Source organism: Bradyrhizobium sp. AUGA SZCCT0160 (genome assembly GCF_018130105.1).
GTDB lineage: Bacteria > Pseudomonadota > Alphaproteobacteria > Rhizobiales > Xanthobacteraceae > Bradyrhizobium.
Window position 1 is genome coordinate 1 of sequence record NZ_JAFCMD010000036.1, and the last position, 14,151, is coordinate 14,151.

Below are 14,151 nucleotides of genomic sequence, written 5' to 3' on the forward strand. Positions count from 1 at the left end.
CCATCCCGTCCTACTCAGAAGGGCGTCGGCCGTCGTCACGGACGTTGGGCGGGTTGCGGTGGACGCTGGTTTACGCTGAGACGACGGCGTGGATAAGCGTACGGCAAAACCGTGTGGTCCTGGCGCCCGTTGCAGGCGTCAAGTTGCCGGAGAAGCGTGAGCTGAACCGGCAGCGACGGAGTCAACCAAGAACTCGTCTCCGGGGAGATCACGGCATAAGCCGTAAAGCCATTGCGCAGGGAAGGCCGGGTGTTCTCCGCTGCCCTGTATGCTCGTGTGCATTTTGTTTTGTGCAAACCGCACACGGGACCGCGGGTGCAGCGCGCACCCGGTCTTCCCTGCGCCCTCTGTTTGAAGAGGGCGGGAAGTTTCCAGCAAAGCTCGGGCGCCATGCGTCGCGAGATCGCGAAGCTGCGTTTGGGATAAGGTGCAACAACAAACACCGCCGTCGTCCCGGGCTTGACCCGGGACCCATACTCCGCGGCCTATCGGTGAAAACGCTGGCGTTAGAGACCTTCTACAACAATGAGCATCACGCGGTATGGGTCCCCCGATGCGCAATTGCGCATCTGAGCTCAAGGCCGGGACCACGAATGGTGGTGGCTGCCCGCGGATGACGACGTGGATCACCCCGCCCGCATCTCCGCCTTGATCATATCGGCCGCCTTCTCGCCGATCATGATCGTCGGCGCATTGGTGTTGCCGCCGATCAGGGTCGGCATCACGGAGGCGTCGACGATGCGCAGGCCTTCCATGCCGTACACTTTCAGCCTGGGATCGACCACCGCCATCGGGTCGCCAACGCCCATCCTGGCGGTGCCGACCGGGTGGTAGACGGTGTCGACACGCTCGCGCAGCAGCTTGCGGATGTCGTCGTCGGTGCGCACGCCCGCGGTGAACATGTCCTGTTTCTGCAGCGCGCGCAGCGCCGGGGTGTCCAGCAACCGTTTTGCGATTTTGTAGCCGCCGACCATGGTTTCGAGATCGTCGGGGTGGCCGAGGAAATTCGGATCGATCAACGGCGGCGCAAAAGGATCGGCGCTGGCGAGCGCGACTTGGCCGCGGCTCTTCGGCCGCAGTTGGCAGACGTGGAGGGAGAAGCCCGTGCCCTTGTGCCGTTTGCGGCCGTGATCGTCGGTCAGCGCCATGCCGAAATGCAATTGCACATCGGGCACCTCGAGGTCGGGCCGGGTTTTCAGGAAGCCGCCGCATTCGGCGAAATTCGAGGTCATCGGCCCGCGGCGCTCGCGCCGGTACTGGCGGATACCGCGCAGCAACCGTGGCAGTGCCTTGAGCGAGAGGCCGTTAAAATTAGGATTGTCGGACAGGTAGCCGAACACGAAGTCAGGATGGTCCTGCAGGTTCTGTCCGACGCCGGGCAAATGATGCACGCTTGCGATGCCGTGCTTGCCAAGATCAGCGCTGTCGCCGACGCCGGACAGCATCAGCAGTTGCGGGGTCTGAAACGCGCCGGAGGCGACGATCACCTCGCGCCGGGCGCGGAGCTGCTTCAATTCCTTGCCCTGGCGGTATTCGACGGCGACCGCGCGCTTGCCCTCGAACAGGATGCGCGTGGCTTGCGCGGTGGTCTCGACGCGCAGGTTGGCGCGGCTATTCATATGCGGATGGATATAGGCGCGCGCCGCGCTCCAGCGTTCGCCGTTCTTCTGTGTGACCTGGTAGATGCCGAGGCCTTCATGCTCCTCGGCGTTGAAATCCTCGCGGATCCGGAATTGGCCTTCCTGCGCCGCCTGCAGGAAGATCTGCTGCACCGGATTCTCGGTGCGCAGTTTGTTGACCGCGAGCGGGCCGTCCTTGCCGTGATACTCGCCGTCGAAATCGGCGTTGTTTTCCGCACGCTTGAAATAGGGCAGCACGTCGGAGAACGACCAGCCGGCATTGCCGAGCGAGGCCCATTGGTCGTAGTCGCTGCGGTGGCCGCGGATATAGACCATGGCGTTGATCGCGGACGAGCCGCCGAGCCCCTTGCCGCGCGGCTGATAGCCGATGCGGCCGTTGAGGCCGGCCTGCGGCACGGTGTTGAAGGCCCAATTGTTGATGTTGCCGGTCACCATCAGCGCCAGCGCGAACGGCGTGGTGACCACCCAATTGTCGTTCTTGCCTCCGGCATCCAGCAGCGCCACCGACGTCTGCGGGTCCTCCGAAAGCCGTCCCGCCACCGTGCAGCCGCCGGAGCCGCCGCCCACCACCACGAAGTCGAAGGTATCCGTCACGCGCCGCCCCCAATAATGAAGTTTTTGTGGACTTTTGTTGCGCCAAAGTTCCGCTTTTGCGCCTTTAATGGCAAGGGCGGCTTCCCGAGGCCGTTTCGTGCCGTTTTTGGCGTCACAAAAACCTCAAAAACCGCACCATGGCCCTTTCCAAAGCAGGCTTGCGTTGATACATACCCCTCGCACCCAGGGGCATTGCCCGGGTTGCCTTCTCAGGAAGCCTCTGGCCGGGATCGATCGACGCCCAAAAGCGTTGGCCGCGTTCGCTTCGGGTTCGGTTTTTGGGAAGGCGCGCAACGGTTTAACGCGGGGTGGAGCAGCCCGGTAGCTCGTCAGGCTCATAACCTGAAGGTCATAGGTTCAAATCCTATCCCCGCAACCAAGATCGCCCTTCCAGGTCATCGACCTGGAAGGGTTTTTCTTTGGGGCACCGATCCCGGCCATCAGGCCATTCCCGTGCGGGCGAATCGCGCGGCGTCAAATCGGTGGCAGCGATACGCAGGCGATTCGCGGAATCGTCTCAAGGCGCTCCTGCTGCGCTACCGCAGCGTGCAAACTCTCAACCAGCGACTGATTTGCGCAAGCCAATCTCCGTAGGCCTCATGCTTGACAGTCCGTCCAACTCGATCGCCCATGAGTGAAGCAATGCGCTGCCTAAATCTTCCGATGACAGACGACTCTTTCACCACGAAACCTGTGCACGAACAGGTTAGCATCACGCGGGGCCGCTTGGTGGGAGTGGTGCGCATGAGTAATGAACGAATCTTTCCAAGACGATATCAAGCCGGTGCCTCTCAACCCTGTACCCTCATCGGACTGACGGTAGAGGAGACGAGTGAGTTCGAACGGCTGGATCAGCTTTCGCTTGATAACCCCTCAGGCGATGGCGCGTGGAGCTTTGATGACGAACCAACAACGCCCGAAGAGAAGCGCTGGCTGGAGCTTTATCGCAAGCACGAAACCGGCTGGAATGCGTGGCTCGCAGCGGAAGGTCAGTCGAAAGCCACAGTTCCTCCTCGCTGATTGCATGGGTCAAATGCGCTGTCGTCAGATCCGGCACACTCCATCACATGCATTTTATTTTCTGTGAGCCGGAACCGCATGCCTGTCTCTTTCTTGTCGTATCTATGCGCAATACAGCCCGCCTAACAAAGTGGAATAGCAGATGAGTTCACCAATGCGATGTGATGACGAACAGGATTTTTCCGTCGGTGAACACCTTGGACGTGAAATTCAGCTGCAGGATTCCTCCCTCCGCAATATCTACGAGACGCGTCTGCAACTCGCCCAGCAGCTCGAGGAGAATCTGGCCTTGCGCCGGGCGATATCGCTTCGACAACGGCAAGCGCTCGCGCCTCCGGAGCCCGGCAGGCTCCGCGCAAACGGGCGAATGCGTTAGGGCATCGTTTCGATCGTCGCTGTCGCTTGAAAAGTCGGGGGGCGCGTTTCCGCACCCGGTTGCGAGGTGCATGCCGACAGGTCCGGTCACATGGACGCCAAACCCTGTAGCGCTTCTTGGCGCATATCGGTCGCGCACGCCTAGATGCTGGTCCCGGGCCACTGGTATTCAAAAGGCCCCGATCGGGATGATGTCGAGCCGGATTCCGATTTGCCCCGGCTTCAGCTAGTCCAGGGGTTGTGGCATTAAAAATAAGCAACCAGAGGATGTTGTAGCGGGCAAATTTATCCTCCAAATTGCCTCCTGCGCAAAACTTTTTTGGTGCGACCCCGTTTTTCCCATAATCAAATGTGGTAATTTTGCGGAGTATTGAATGGGAATACACCTGAGCGAACAAATAAGTCGCCAGAAAAAATATTGCAGGGAGAAGAAATGAAGCTTCGCAAATTCAATCTCTCGTCATTTTCCATGGATGAGTTGTGGGCGCTCCATGAGCAGGTCGGCAATATCCTGGCCGAAAAAATAACGAGTGAAAAACGTGAGCTGGAGCAACGCCTTGCGAAGCTCAACAGCGGCATGATGGCGAAAATCAAACGGCCGGATCGGCAAGTTGCGGAACGGCGAGCCGTTCGCCGAAAATATCCTCCAGTGCTTCCCAAATTCCAGAATCCATCAGATCCGTCCGAAACGTGGGCCGGCCGAGGCAAGCAGCCGCGCTGGATGGTCTTGCAGCTCAAGGCCGGCAAGAAGATGAATGATTTTCTGATTGATCGCGTCAAGCGCAAGCGCGCGAGCACCCGGTAGACCGCAGAAGTTCGGGCCCAACGCACGTTCGCAGCCGCGGACGTCATTCAGCGCGCCGCAAATCGACCGGCCCATACGCTGCGCCTGCCGCGCAGGGGTAACTGCGTCGAGCGCGCAGCGAGTGGGCGCGAAACGAGCCGGCTGAACGCTGGAAATCATCTTCCCGCCTCGCCGGTCGACGGCCTAGCCGGCCAGTGCCACCTCGGCCAGTTCGAGCCATTCGGTTGCCATCTCGCGCAGCATCCGGCGCGATTGTTCATCGGTCGTCGTGGTGGCCAGCTGCAGGCAGTGATTGGCAAAATCCACATATCTGTCGCTCAGGGACGCCTGCTGCATGATCGATCCGCGAATATCAGGAAGTTTTGTCCGTCGAGGAGAAGGCTAACGGACGAAGATGCCAACTCGCGAGAGTCATCTTGCTCCCGACATTTAAATAGATATTACTCCGATCAAATTTTAAAATTCAACTGCCCAAATCACATTTGGATTGGGAATCAGATTTTTATTTGATCGCCGAGCCGATCGACATTTACTGAACACAGTGCGCCACTAGAGGGTGTGCCACGAGCTGTTCAAGTTCAGCACCTCATTCTCAATTCTCCAAACAAAAAGAGCGCGCCAAAATGCTGCAGCGGCCGGAAAGAATCCCGTTTGTTGTCAGGGCCAAAGAGAAGTTTTTCACGGGAGGATTCCTTGGGCTGATACTGCTGGTGATGGCGGTGTGGATGTACTTTCTGGGCTCCATCTTTTTGAACCTGGTGACCTGGCTTCTTTCCTGACCGACAGGCAGGATGCAGGGTCCGGTGGATTCGGATTCGGTCGAATCGCTTTCCATGGGCGCCACGCGCGCGAGCGGCAGGCATGTCAAATATCAACCATCAAAGTATCGGTGCCGCAAGACGGGCTGCGCGGGCGATCGGAGTTATGGGAGCGTGAATGGCGGACATTTTCCTGGCTAAGCTGTGGGACGGTGCGGTCGCGTCCTTTGTTCGCTCAGACGGTGAGCTCTTGATCGTCCGCGTCGAAGGCCATGAACGAAAAATTTCGCGCGAGGTATGGCGAAAGCTCCCCGAGCAGCAGGATCGCGTCCATCAGCGCGAGCACGGGCATCGACGGCATGGACCGGCAGATCCTGGCTTGCGCAGATCCGAGCAATGATCGAGGGGTGCCTTGAGCGGCATCGATGCTTGCCGCGATCGTGCGAGCCGGAACCCCAGATCAACGACATTTGAAGGGAAGACGCCTGATGCCCACAGAGCTGTCTCCGAAATTAAATCATTGTTAACCAGGTTCGAGTGACCTGGGGCATTATGCTGCCGTGGCGGCGCCAACGGGACGGGCATTAAATGATGTTTCAGCTGCTCTCGCGGACTCGCGCGCAAAGGCATGCAGGCGATCGATCGGGCGACCAGGCTTTCAGGGTTCGGTCGGCCGGACGTGATCTCGACACCGACCGGTTACGGGTGAGCTCCATTCTGGGCGCGTTGGATACGTCCATTCGCGAGGCGGAGCAGGAGCAATCGGGGCTAAGCCGGCGCGTCGAGGACGTCCTGGCCCGTGCTGCGGTGACATTCGGAAATGGCACCGACGAATACCTTGAGCGCGACGCACTCGACAGCCACCACCAGACCTTGTTCGGCAACGAGATCTCCAACGGACAGCGCCGGCTTCAGGAACTTGCGACAACGATAGCCCATTTCAAGTTCTTGAAGGCTGCGTTGCTTAGCCGGTTTCCGGACTTCAAGTCCCCCACGTAAGCGGGGCGCGGGCCGCTGCGCCGTTTCGGGGATCGCCTGCTGCCTGGATCAGTATCAGTCTCTGCCCCAAGGCCACCGGCTCTGATTCGAGGCTGTACGCCTTGCCAAGCGCCATTGATCGCGCGGATCGGCGGCAAGGAACCTTGCGCCGGGCTCGTTCTGGAGCGGCCTTCAGGCAAGGCGCCGCCTGCAATCCCGGGCGCCGCCTGCAATCCAGGGCGCCGCCTGCAATCCAAGGCGTTTACAGGAACGCGAAGGTCTGACGCGCCTCGATGACAGCACAAATGATCATGCCCCAAAGGGCGAAATTGATCTCGATCCCAACTCGCATAGGACATCCTCCCGTTTTTTTTGCCGCCCGATAGCCGTGGCTTCGCGCGTGATTATTTTAATCGTAGTTGAAGTACGGTCAGCTTCCCAGCCTGAGTTCTGGGCAATCCGCAGTTTCCTGACAGGGGCCGCCGCCTCGGACGGCATGGAGCCGGCGCCAACACCAGCCCATCTCCTTAGGCGCCGTGCGAACGTCGCTCGCGTTTCGGTGGCCGGCAAAGGTCAGCGACGTGGCGCGCCGGAAAATTTACACGAAATCATGGAACCCGGCGGCCTCCGGAAACCTCGCTTATGCCGATTTTAACAAGGGAAGGCGGGGGCAGCTCTCAGGTGCCCGGCCGAGGAGAGCGAAGGAAAGCAGGACAAGGGCGCGCGCGAAGCACTTCCTCGCACGCCCCGCAGTGCAATGCTCAGACGGCCAGCAGGCTGGAACCCTGAATCGAGAGCAGGGTCAAATTGCCGGTCGCGTAGGCGCCCGTATCTATGTTGGCGCGGTTTGCCAAAATCTCTGCACTGCGAACCGGCGTATGACCATGAACAATATATTTGCTGAACCGCTTCTTATGCTGCAGAAAATCCTCTCGGATCCAAAGCAGGTCTTCCTCCCGCTGCTCAGCCAGCCGGATGCCCGGCCGAACACCTGCATGAACAAAAAAGAAATCGCCGCAAGAGAAGTTCAGGCGCAAGCGCCCCAGAAAGTCGCGATGGCGCGCCGGCATGACCTCGGCTAGCTCTCTCATCAATGCATGCTGCTCATCGCCGTCTGGATTTACCGACGGCGAGAGTCCGTAGGACATCAATGTTTCCAGTCCGCCGACCTGAAACCAATTCCCCATGCGGCCGGGATCGCGAAAGACGTCGTCAAGAAAGGCTTCGTGATTGCCCTTCAGGAAGACCGCGTTTCCGCGATGCGAACGTTCAATCAGTAGGTCGAGCGTTGAGCGCGAATCCGGACCGCGGTCGATGTAATCGCCCATGAAGACTTCTATCGCGTGACGTGGCCTGCTGTGTGCAACGTCGGCGTCGATGACCCGGAGCATTTGTTCAAGTAGATGTGCGCAGCCGTGAATGTCGCTGATGGCGTATATGCGAACCCCGTCCGGCAACCTTGGCTTCGCCAACGGCTTCGCATGGCGCAGTGCTGACAACATCGGGATAATATACTCTCAAAGGCGTTCCGGGCCCGAGGCCACGCGAATCCTCACCTTGGCATTAATCGCCTGGGATGAATATATACGATCCTGGCGCCGTCTTGGCAGGACGCCGTACGGGTTATTGTCAGGGTGTTCGACGCAAGCCGCCCAACGTCGTAGCCTGACGGCGACGCTCCGGATCAGGTCGTAGTCCGGCAGACGCGCGTTGTGTGGTGGATTGCAATCGGCCCCTAGTGAGGATCAGGACTTCCGGACAACAACAACCCCGGCGGCGGCATGGGGCACGGTCCGGTTGGCACGGGGAGCCATTACGAAGGACCTCAGCAGCGCTGTGCATGCGTATCCAACCTGCAGAAGCGCTGCGAAAATCACTATCGCTGAAATTGCCTGGAGCAGGGTCTGGCCGTGGGTCATCGAAATCGCCGCTAGTGAAATTGACCCAACGAAAAGAATGGGCACCAGAACCAGAAACCGGAATCGAATTCCAAGCACCAATCCAATCAACGCACTGCAAATGGCCAGCGTGGTCACACCACCTACTCCATACAAACTACAGTGTTTTCTAACGTCGGCCTCCCTAAAATTGGCTTAATTTAGCCATTGAAATTGCTTGAAATTCTGATCCCAAGCCGGTTGCCAGGGGTGCGCGCCGACGGGCCACTCAGCGCAGTAAATTTTCTGGATCGGGTTGAACCGATCAACGTTGCGCATTTAATTTCCAGCGTCGCTTCCTTCGAGACCGTTTGTTTCGTGTGAGTGTTGCGTTTGCAGGACAATCCCGGATTTTGCGCCCACCGCCAGGAAATCGGGCAGACTCCTCAAATCGAAGGGGCAGGTTTGACCCGCTTCCATGGTTAATTTAAAGCCTTCGCTGTCGGGAATTAAATACCGGAAAAAGAAAGTGCTCAGCTCATGCGCGTTGTTGTTGTGGGAACGGGATACGTTGGATTGGTTTCGGGTGCCTGTTTCGCCGACTTTGGACACCACGTCACCTGCGTGGACAAGGACGAGGCCAAGATCGCATCGCTACAGCGCGGCGAAATTCCGATATTCGAGCCCGACCTTGACCGCGTTGTCCAAACCAATGCGCGCGAAGGCCGGCTCGTCTTCACGACCGACCTTGCGGGACCGGTAGGCGAAGCCGACGTTGTCTTTATCGCGGTCGGAACGCCGTCGCGGCGCGGCGATGGTCATGCGGATCTCAGCTATGTTTATGCGGCGTCGCGTGAAATTGCGAAATCCGTCCGGGGCTTTACCGTCATCGTCACGAAATCGACCGTCCCGGTGGGCACAGGCGACGAGGTCGAGCGAATCATCGAGCAGGTGAATCCGGCGGCCGATGTCGCCGTCGCATCGAACCCGGAGTTTCTGCGCGAAGGCGCGGCCGTGCGTGACTTCAAGCATCCGGACCGCATCGTCGTGGGCACCGAAAATCCACGCGCGCGCAAGGTGATCGGCGAGATCTACCGGCCGCTTTATTTGAACCAGGCGCCGATCATGTACACCGGGCGCCGTACCGCCGAGCTCATCAAGTATGCGGCCAATGCATTTCTGGCTACCAAGATCACCTTCATCAACGAAATCGCCGATCTCGCGGAAAAGGTCGGCGCGGACGTTCAGGAGATTGCCCGCGGCATAGGTTTGGACAATCGCATCGGATCGAAATTCCTTCATGCCGGTCCTGGTTACGGTGGCTCGTGTTTTCCCAAGGACACCCGTGCGCTGATCAAGACTGCGCAGGACTACGACGTTCCGCTAAGGATTCTGGAAGCGGTGAATTCGGTCAACGACACCCGCAAACGCGCCATGGCGCGCAAGGTGGCCGCGCCGTTCGGCGGCAACCTTCGCGGAAAAACAGTTGCTGTCCTCGGCTTGACCTTCAAGCCCAATACCGACGACATGAGAGAGGCCCCCTCGATCCCGCTGATTACGGCGCTCCGCGACTTGGGCGCGACGGTTCGGGCGTTTGATCCGGTCGGCATGGAACAGGCCCGATTGGAGATGCCTGACATCGAGTATCACGAGAATGCCTACAGCTGCGCCGAGGGTGCCGACGCATTGGTCATCGTGACCGAGTGGGAGCAATTTCGAGCCCTCGATCTCGATCGGCTAAAGCAGGAGATGGCGGCTCCGGTCGTGATCGATCTGCGAAACGTATACAATCCGGACGATCTGACCGGCAGGGGATTCCTGTACCAGAGCGTCGGGCGCCAAACGAAAGCCGCGGGCTAGAGCCTTTTCCGTTCCGATAGAATCGGAACGGGGCTCTATTTGTTGTTTTGACGCGTTTTCTTCACGCGAACCGGAATCCGCCCCACGGATCAAGTCCGAGGGCATCCTTCGCGGGAAAACGCTCTGCATGAACGCGATGCCAACGTCAGCCTGAAGCCAACTACCGCGTCTGAATCCAGGTACTGCTCTCGTGGAGAAACCAGTGTCCCAACGCCCTGCCATTCTTGTGACCGGAGGAGCCGGTTATATCGGCGCGCACTGCTGCAAGGCTTTGTCTGAGGCCGGCTACGTCCCTGTATGCTTCGATAACCTGTCGACCGGTCACCGCAGCTTCGTGAAGTGGGGTCCTTTTGTCGAGGGCGACGTCAGTGACACGCCGCGAGTAGCCGAAGCGATAGCGTCCCACGACGTCGTCGCCGTGATGCATTTTGCTGCATTCAGCCAGGTGGGTGAATCCGTCACCGCGCCCCAGAAATACTATCTGAACAATGTATGCGGGACATTGTCGCTGTTGAAAGCGATGCTCGAGCAGAAATGCCGCCGCCTGGTTTTTTCGAGTACCGGAGCCGTCTACGGCAATGCGGGTCGCGATCCGATCAGTGAGGGCGCCGCCGGCGTTGCCGTGAACCCTTACGGCGTCTCGAAATGGATGATCGAGCAGATCCTGGCGGACTATCGCGCCGCCTATGGCATGAATTCGTTTTGTCTGCGCTATTTCAACGCCTGTGGCGCGGAAGTGTCGGGATCAATCGGCGAACTTCGCGATCCGGAAACCCATCTCATTCCCCGCGCGATGATGACCCTGCAAGGTCATGTCAGCGACTTCGCGATTTTCGGGGATGATTATGAGACCCCGGATGGTACGGCGATACGCGACTACATTCACGTGGTGGATCTGGCTGCAGCGCATGTTCGTGCCCTCGATGCCCTGCTGAACGGCTCTCCGGGCGGTCGCTACAATCTCGGTACGGGTTCTGGATTCTCGGTGCGCCAGGTGCTGGCGGCCATCGAGCGCGAAACAGGCCTTAACCTTCCACTGGTGACAAAGCCGCGTCGGCCCGGTGATCCGCCCATTCTGGTCGCCGATCCGTCGGCAGCTCGCGCCGATCTCGATTTTCGTCCCGCTTGCTCGGATCTGGCAACGGTTGTGAGGTCCTCGTGGGCGTGGCATCAATTGGCCCATCCCCGCATTGATGCCGAAACGCGATCTCGATAAGCGCACGAAGGGCGTGCTGCGCCGGCGCCACATAATTATCAGGATTATGACGCGACACCGGAATTATGACGCGGTGGGAAAAAATTGCCCTGTTTTTGACGGTCCGTTGCGCATGTGGCGCGCATATTGAATATTTAAATAGCACGGACTGATCATTTAATTGCCGCATTGACGCAATGCAAAAATACATTTGATTTTTTGGGTGCGGTGCCACACTCTCGCTTCGATTGGTTAGCACTCTCTCAAGGCGTTGTCGGAAATCTCTCCACGAGATTTAATCGGCATCGCTCGTTGCCTCCGGTTATTTAAATCAGAACATTCGGTGGTTGCAGCGATTTCGACGGTTGCAGTGATGGAAGTGACGAGGGCCTGAGATGTCTGCAACAACATATGGTTCCGAAGACGTCTCTGCGACGATCGCGAGCCGTGGCGCATCCCTGCAGCGCCCCTTCCAGGTTTTTCTCATCAGTGGCGATTTTCTGCTGATCCTGGTGAGCTATCTGGTGGCGGGTGTCGTCTATCGCCAGTTCATGGGGACGCCGGCCGATCAGGAAGTTCCGATTGGCGCGGGTCTGATCGTCAGTGTTGCGTTCGTCGCCATCGCTTTTTTCCAGCGCGTCTACGACAGCCATCGTCTGTTCAACGGAATGTGGCAGGCGCGCAAGGTTGTATTCGTCTGGATGATGTCGCTGGCGATTCTGGCTCTCATCGCCTTTCTTCTGAAATCGACGACGAGCCTTTCGCGCGGTACGACCATCGTGTTCGCAATTACCGGGCTTGTCAGCCTGGGTGCGCACCGGGCGGCCTGGCGCATTGGCCTGGCGTCTTCGCTTGCAAAGGGTCACTTGATTGACCGCAGGGTCGTGCTGCTCAGCCTGAAACCGCTCGATTTTACTTCGAACCGCTTCAAGGACTTGCGCAAGAACGGCTTCGACGTCGTGCGTCATTTCGTGTTGAACGCGACGCAGGATGACGTGGCCCTCGATGCCGAAATTTTGAACATCATTCGGCAGTCGCGCGCGACGAATGCCGAGGAGTTTCTTCTGGCAATCGACTGGAACGAACTGCCGATGCTTCAGAAGCTGAGTCAGCGACTGCGCCAGGTTCCGCAGCCGATTCGGCTGTTGCCTGATTTCCCGATCGCAGATCTGGTTTCGCGGCCGTTCATGCCCGTCAGCGGAACGATGGCGATCGAAATTCAGCGGCCGCCGCTCTCGATATTCGAACGGGCGCAGAAGCGGTGTCTGGACATCGGGCTCGCATCGATTGCCCTTTTAATGTTGGCGCCACTGTTGATCATCTCAGCGGTTTTGATCAAACTCGATTCAGAGGGCAGCATCATCTTCCGGCAGTCCCGTCGCGGCTTCAACGGAAAGCCTTTCGAGATCTGGAAATTTCGCAGCATGAGCGTTGCGGAGAACGGCCACACCGTTACCCAGGCGACCAAGCAGGACAGGCGGGTGACCCGGGTTGGCCGCTTCCTCCGAAAAACCAGCATCGATGAATTGCCGCAGCTCTGGAACGTGCTGCGCGGGGAAATGTCGCTGGTCGGTCCGCGACCGCATGCGCTGGCCCATGACAATTATTACGACCAGGTGATCAGCAACTATGTGTATCGCCATCATATGAAGCCAGGCTTGACGGGCTGGGCGCAGGTCAACGGCTTCCGCGGCGAAACGCCGACCATCGACCTGATGGAAAAGCGCGTCGAGTATGACGTCTGGTACGTCAGCAACTGGAGCATTTGGCTGGATATGCGGATCATCATCCGGACCGCGATGGTCATGATGTATCAGGATGCCTATTGAGCCGCGACGGGGGGCGTCCCGCGCTCGGCTGATCCCGGGACTTTGCCTTTCGGGGCTCCTGGTCTAAGATTTTCCGATGCTGTTAGCATCATGCAGGGTCCTGATTGCGGCACTCGTCCTTGGCGGCGTTTTTCCGCCTGATGTCATGGCGCAGGCCGGGCCGGAGTCGGAACAGCCCAGCGAGCCCAGAATGTCTCGCGAGCAGTGGCTTGCCGATATTGAGGCCGCCCGCCAGCGCATTGAAGAAAGAAGGCGTGAAGGGCGGAGTTTTGCCCAGCCCACGCCATCCGATGTGGACGTCGCCCGCGAAGCATTCCAAAGAATTCTGGAGGATGACAGTTTGCGCGCCGGCGACATCGTCGCCACGAGCCGCGGCCTGCTGATGTTCAAGGGCCAGTCGTCCAATGAGCGAAGCCTGAACGATTTCGCACCGCTGGCATGGGGTGCCGCAAAGCCGTAGCCCGCAACGTCGTTTCACGGTCGCCGTGCATCGGTGGCTGGCGCGGGACCCGCTGGATAGCAACGGTGGCGGATCTGCAATCCGCTCTCGGACACGAAATGAAGAAATACCAGCCGCTCGGTTTCCGCAGCGGCACAGGTTCGGTCGAGCAGTTTCGTTTGGGCACTGGCGGTTGCCCCTTGATAGAGTATGGCTGCGCTTGGATATAGCCGGGCTTGAAAAATGTCCTCGAAATCCTGTGCGACCGCGTCCTGCAGGGCGGGTGGCAGGGCGTTGAAGCTCCGCAGCGCCAATGGGGCGCGAATGAGCTGGAGCCAGGCCTCGTGGGGCGCCTGGCGATAGGACTGGTTGAGAAGCGCCACCGCGCGCGGCCCGAAACCCTCCTGGCGGATGCTGGACCAGTACATCCCTAGCCAGCCAAGCGATTCGGTGGGGGCGCATGCAATCAGCGCCTTGCTCTGGGAGTTGACGCCGGCGGTGTCGGTGTCGGCCTGTTGCGGATTGGCGCTACGCACCGTTTCATCGGCTAGTCCGATCTGCAGGAGCAGCAACTCGCGCAGCGTCTTCGAATTGCATTGCCGCTCGGCGGCCGGGAGGTTCGCGGCAATCATTCCCCGCAGGAGGGCGGGGTCGTACTTCTCGCCGCGTGCGAGGCGGCTGGCAACGAGCGGAACCGCGGGATCGCCAATGTCGGAAATTACCCGCGCCGCCCAAACCAGTGCGCCGGCGGCGAGAATGATATTGGCGCCCAGCATGAGCC

16 protein-coding genes and 1 tRNA gene are annotated in these 14,151 nt (G+C 59.2%); 9 read left to right on the forward strand and 8 right to left on the reverse strand.

Going from position 1 to position 14,151, the window contains the following annotated elements:
- Window positions 1-626 precede the first annotated feature (626 nt).
- The gene (locus JQ558_RS34855) at window positions 627-2,234 is read right to left on the reverse strand and encodes a GMC family oxidoreductase N-terminal domain-containing protein (RefSeq protein WP_212296530.1); all 1,608 of its coding nucleotides are present in this window, start codon (window positions 2,232-2,234) and stop codon (window positions 627-629) included.
- 302 nt (window positions 2,235-2,536) lie between these two features.
- On the opposite strand from JQ558_RS34855, the gene JQ558_RS34860 reads away from it, so the two are divergent.
- Window positions 2,537-2,613: transfer RNA gene (locus tag JQ558_RS34860), tRNA-Met, on the forward strand.
- Between the two features lie 365 nt (window positions 2,614-2,978).
- On the forward strand, window positions 2,979-3,254 hold the full coding sequence (locus JQ558_RS34865; protein WP_212213752.1) for a hypothetical protein: 276 nt from the start codon (window positions 2,979-2,981) through the stop codon (window positions 3,252-3,254).
- Window positions 3,255-3,402: 148 nt separating this feature from the next.
- Here JQ558_RS34865 and JQ558_RS34870 read toward each other — a convergent pair whose 3' ends face one another.
- Window positions 3,403-3,570 (reverse strand): hypothetical protein, encoded by a 168-nt coding sequence (locus JQ558_RS34870; RefSeq protein WP_212296531.1) that lies wholly within the window; start codon window positions 3,568-3,570, stop codon window positions 3,403-3,405.
- Window positions 3,571-4,062: 492 nt separating this feature from the next.
- Here JQ558_RS34870 and JQ558_RS34875 point away from each other — a divergent pair, with 492 nt between their 5' ends.
- Window positions 4,063-4,434, forward strand: coding sequence for an H-NS family nucleoid-associated regulatory protein (locus tag JQ558_RS34875; RefSeq protein WP_212296532.1), 372 nt, complete (start codon window positions 4,063-4,065; stop codon window positions 4,432-4,434).
- Between the two features lie 183 nt (window positions 4,435-4,617).
- Here JQ558_RS34875 and JQ558_RS34880 read toward each other — a convergent pair whose 3' ends face one another.
- Window positions 4,618-4,770, reverse strand: a complete 153-nt coding sequence (locus JQ558_RS34880; RefSeq protein ID WP_212296533.1) for a hypothetical protein — start codon at window positions 4,768-4,770, stop codon at window positions 4,618-4,620.
- Between the two features lie 287 nt (window positions 4,771-5,057).
- Between JQ558_RS34880 and JQ558_RS34885 the strand changes: the two genes are divergently transcribed.
- The gene (locus JQ558_RS34885; protein ID WP_192738240.1) at window positions 5,058-5,213 is read left to right on the forward strand and encodes a hypothetical protein; all 156 of its coding nucleotides are present in this window, start codon (window positions 5,058-5,060) and stop codon (window positions 5,211-5,213) included.
- Between the two features lie 214 nt (window positions 5,214-5,427).
- Here the strand turns inward: JQ558_RS34885 and JQ558_RS38025 are convergent, their stop codons facing one another.
- Window positions 5,428-5,553: a hypothetical protein gene (locus JQ558_RS38025; protein ID WP_283814206.1), complete on the reverse strand. Its 126-nt coding sequence runs from the start codon at window positions 5,551-5,553 to the stop codon at window positions 5,428-5,430.
- Between the two features lie 230 nt (window positions 5,554-5,783).
- Between JQ558_RS38025 and JQ558_RS34890 the strand changes: the two genes are divergently transcribed.
- Window positions 5,784-6,191 carry a hypothetical protein gene (locus JQ558_RS34890; RefSeq protein ID WP_212213774.1) on the forward strand — a complete coding sequence of 136 codons (408 nt, stop codon included), beginning with the start codon at window positions 5,784-5,786 and terminating at the stop codon, window positions 6,189-6,191.
- Window positions 6,192-6,931: 740 nt separating this feature from the next.
- Here JQ558_RS34890 and JQ558_RS34895 read toward each other — a convergent pair.
- From JQ558_RS34895 to JQ558_RS34905, 3 genes are all read right to left on the reverse strand, one after another.
- A complete protein-coding gene (locus JQ558_RS34895) occupies window positions 6,932-7,672 on the reverse strand; it encodes a metallophosphoesterase family protein (protein ID WP_212296534.1) in 741 nt (246 codons plus the stop codon).
- A gap of 243 nt (window positions 7,673-7,915) precedes the next feature.
- Window positions 7,916-8,206: a hypothetical protein gene (locus JQ558_RS34900; protein ID WP_212296535.1), complete on the reverse strand. Its 291-nt coding sequence runs from the start codon at window positions 8,204-8,206 to the stop codon at window positions 7,916-7,918.
- A gap of 180 nt (window positions 8,207-8,386) precedes the next feature.
- Window positions 8,387-8,659, reverse strand: a complete 273-nt coding sequence (locus JQ558_RS34905; RefSeq protein ID WP_212296556.1) for a hypothetical protein — start codon at window positions 8,657-8,659, stop codon at window positions 8,387-8,389.
- Between JQ558_RS34905 and JQ558_RS34910 the strand changes: the two genes are divergently transcribed.
- From JQ558_RS34910 to JQ558_RS34925, 4 genes are all read left to right on the forward strand, one after another.
- A complete protein-coding gene (locus JQ558_RS34910; protein ID WP_212213738.1) occupies window positions 8,588-9,907 on the forward strand; it encodes a UDP-glucose/GDP-mannose dehydrogenase family protein in 1,320 nt (439 codons plus the stop codon). The two genes, JQ558_RS34905 and JQ558_RS34910, sit on opposite strands and share 72 nt — an antisense overlap.
- A 202-nt stretch (window positions 9,908-10,109) precedes the next feature.
- Complete coding sequence (gene galE, locus JQ558_RS34915; protein ID WP_212213771.1) at window positions 10,110-11,123, forward strand: UDP-glucose 4-epimerase GalE; 1,014 nt, start codon at window positions 10,110-10,112, stop codon at window positions 11,121-11,123.
- Window positions 11,124-11,497: 374 nt separating this feature from the next.
- The gene (locus JQ558_RS34920) at window positions 11,498-12,931 is read left to right on the forward strand and encodes an undecaprenyl-phosphate glucose phosphotransferase (protein WP_212213735.1); all 1,434 of its coding nucleotides are present in this window, start codon (window positions 11,498-11,500) and stop codon (window positions 12,929-12,931) included.
- Window positions 12,932-13,121: 190 nt separating this feature from the next.
- Window positions 13,122-13,391 carry a hypothetical protein gene (locus tag JQ558_RS34925; RefSeq protein ID WP_212213732.1) on the forward strand — a complete coding sequence of 90 codons (270 nt, stop codon included), beginning with the start codon at window positions 13,122-13,124 and terminating at the stop codon, window positions 13,389-13,391.
- A 14-nt stretch (window positions 13,392-13,405) separates the two neighbouring features.
- Here the strand turns inward: JQ558_RS34925 and JQ558_RS34930 are convergent, their stop codons facing one another.
- Window positions 13,406-14,146, reverse strand: coding sequence for a hypothetical protein (locus JQ558_RS34930; protein ID WP_249119131.1), 741 nt, complete (start codon window positions 14,144-14,146; stop codon window positions 13,406-13,408).
- Window positions 14,147-14,151: the final 5 nt, after the last annotated feature.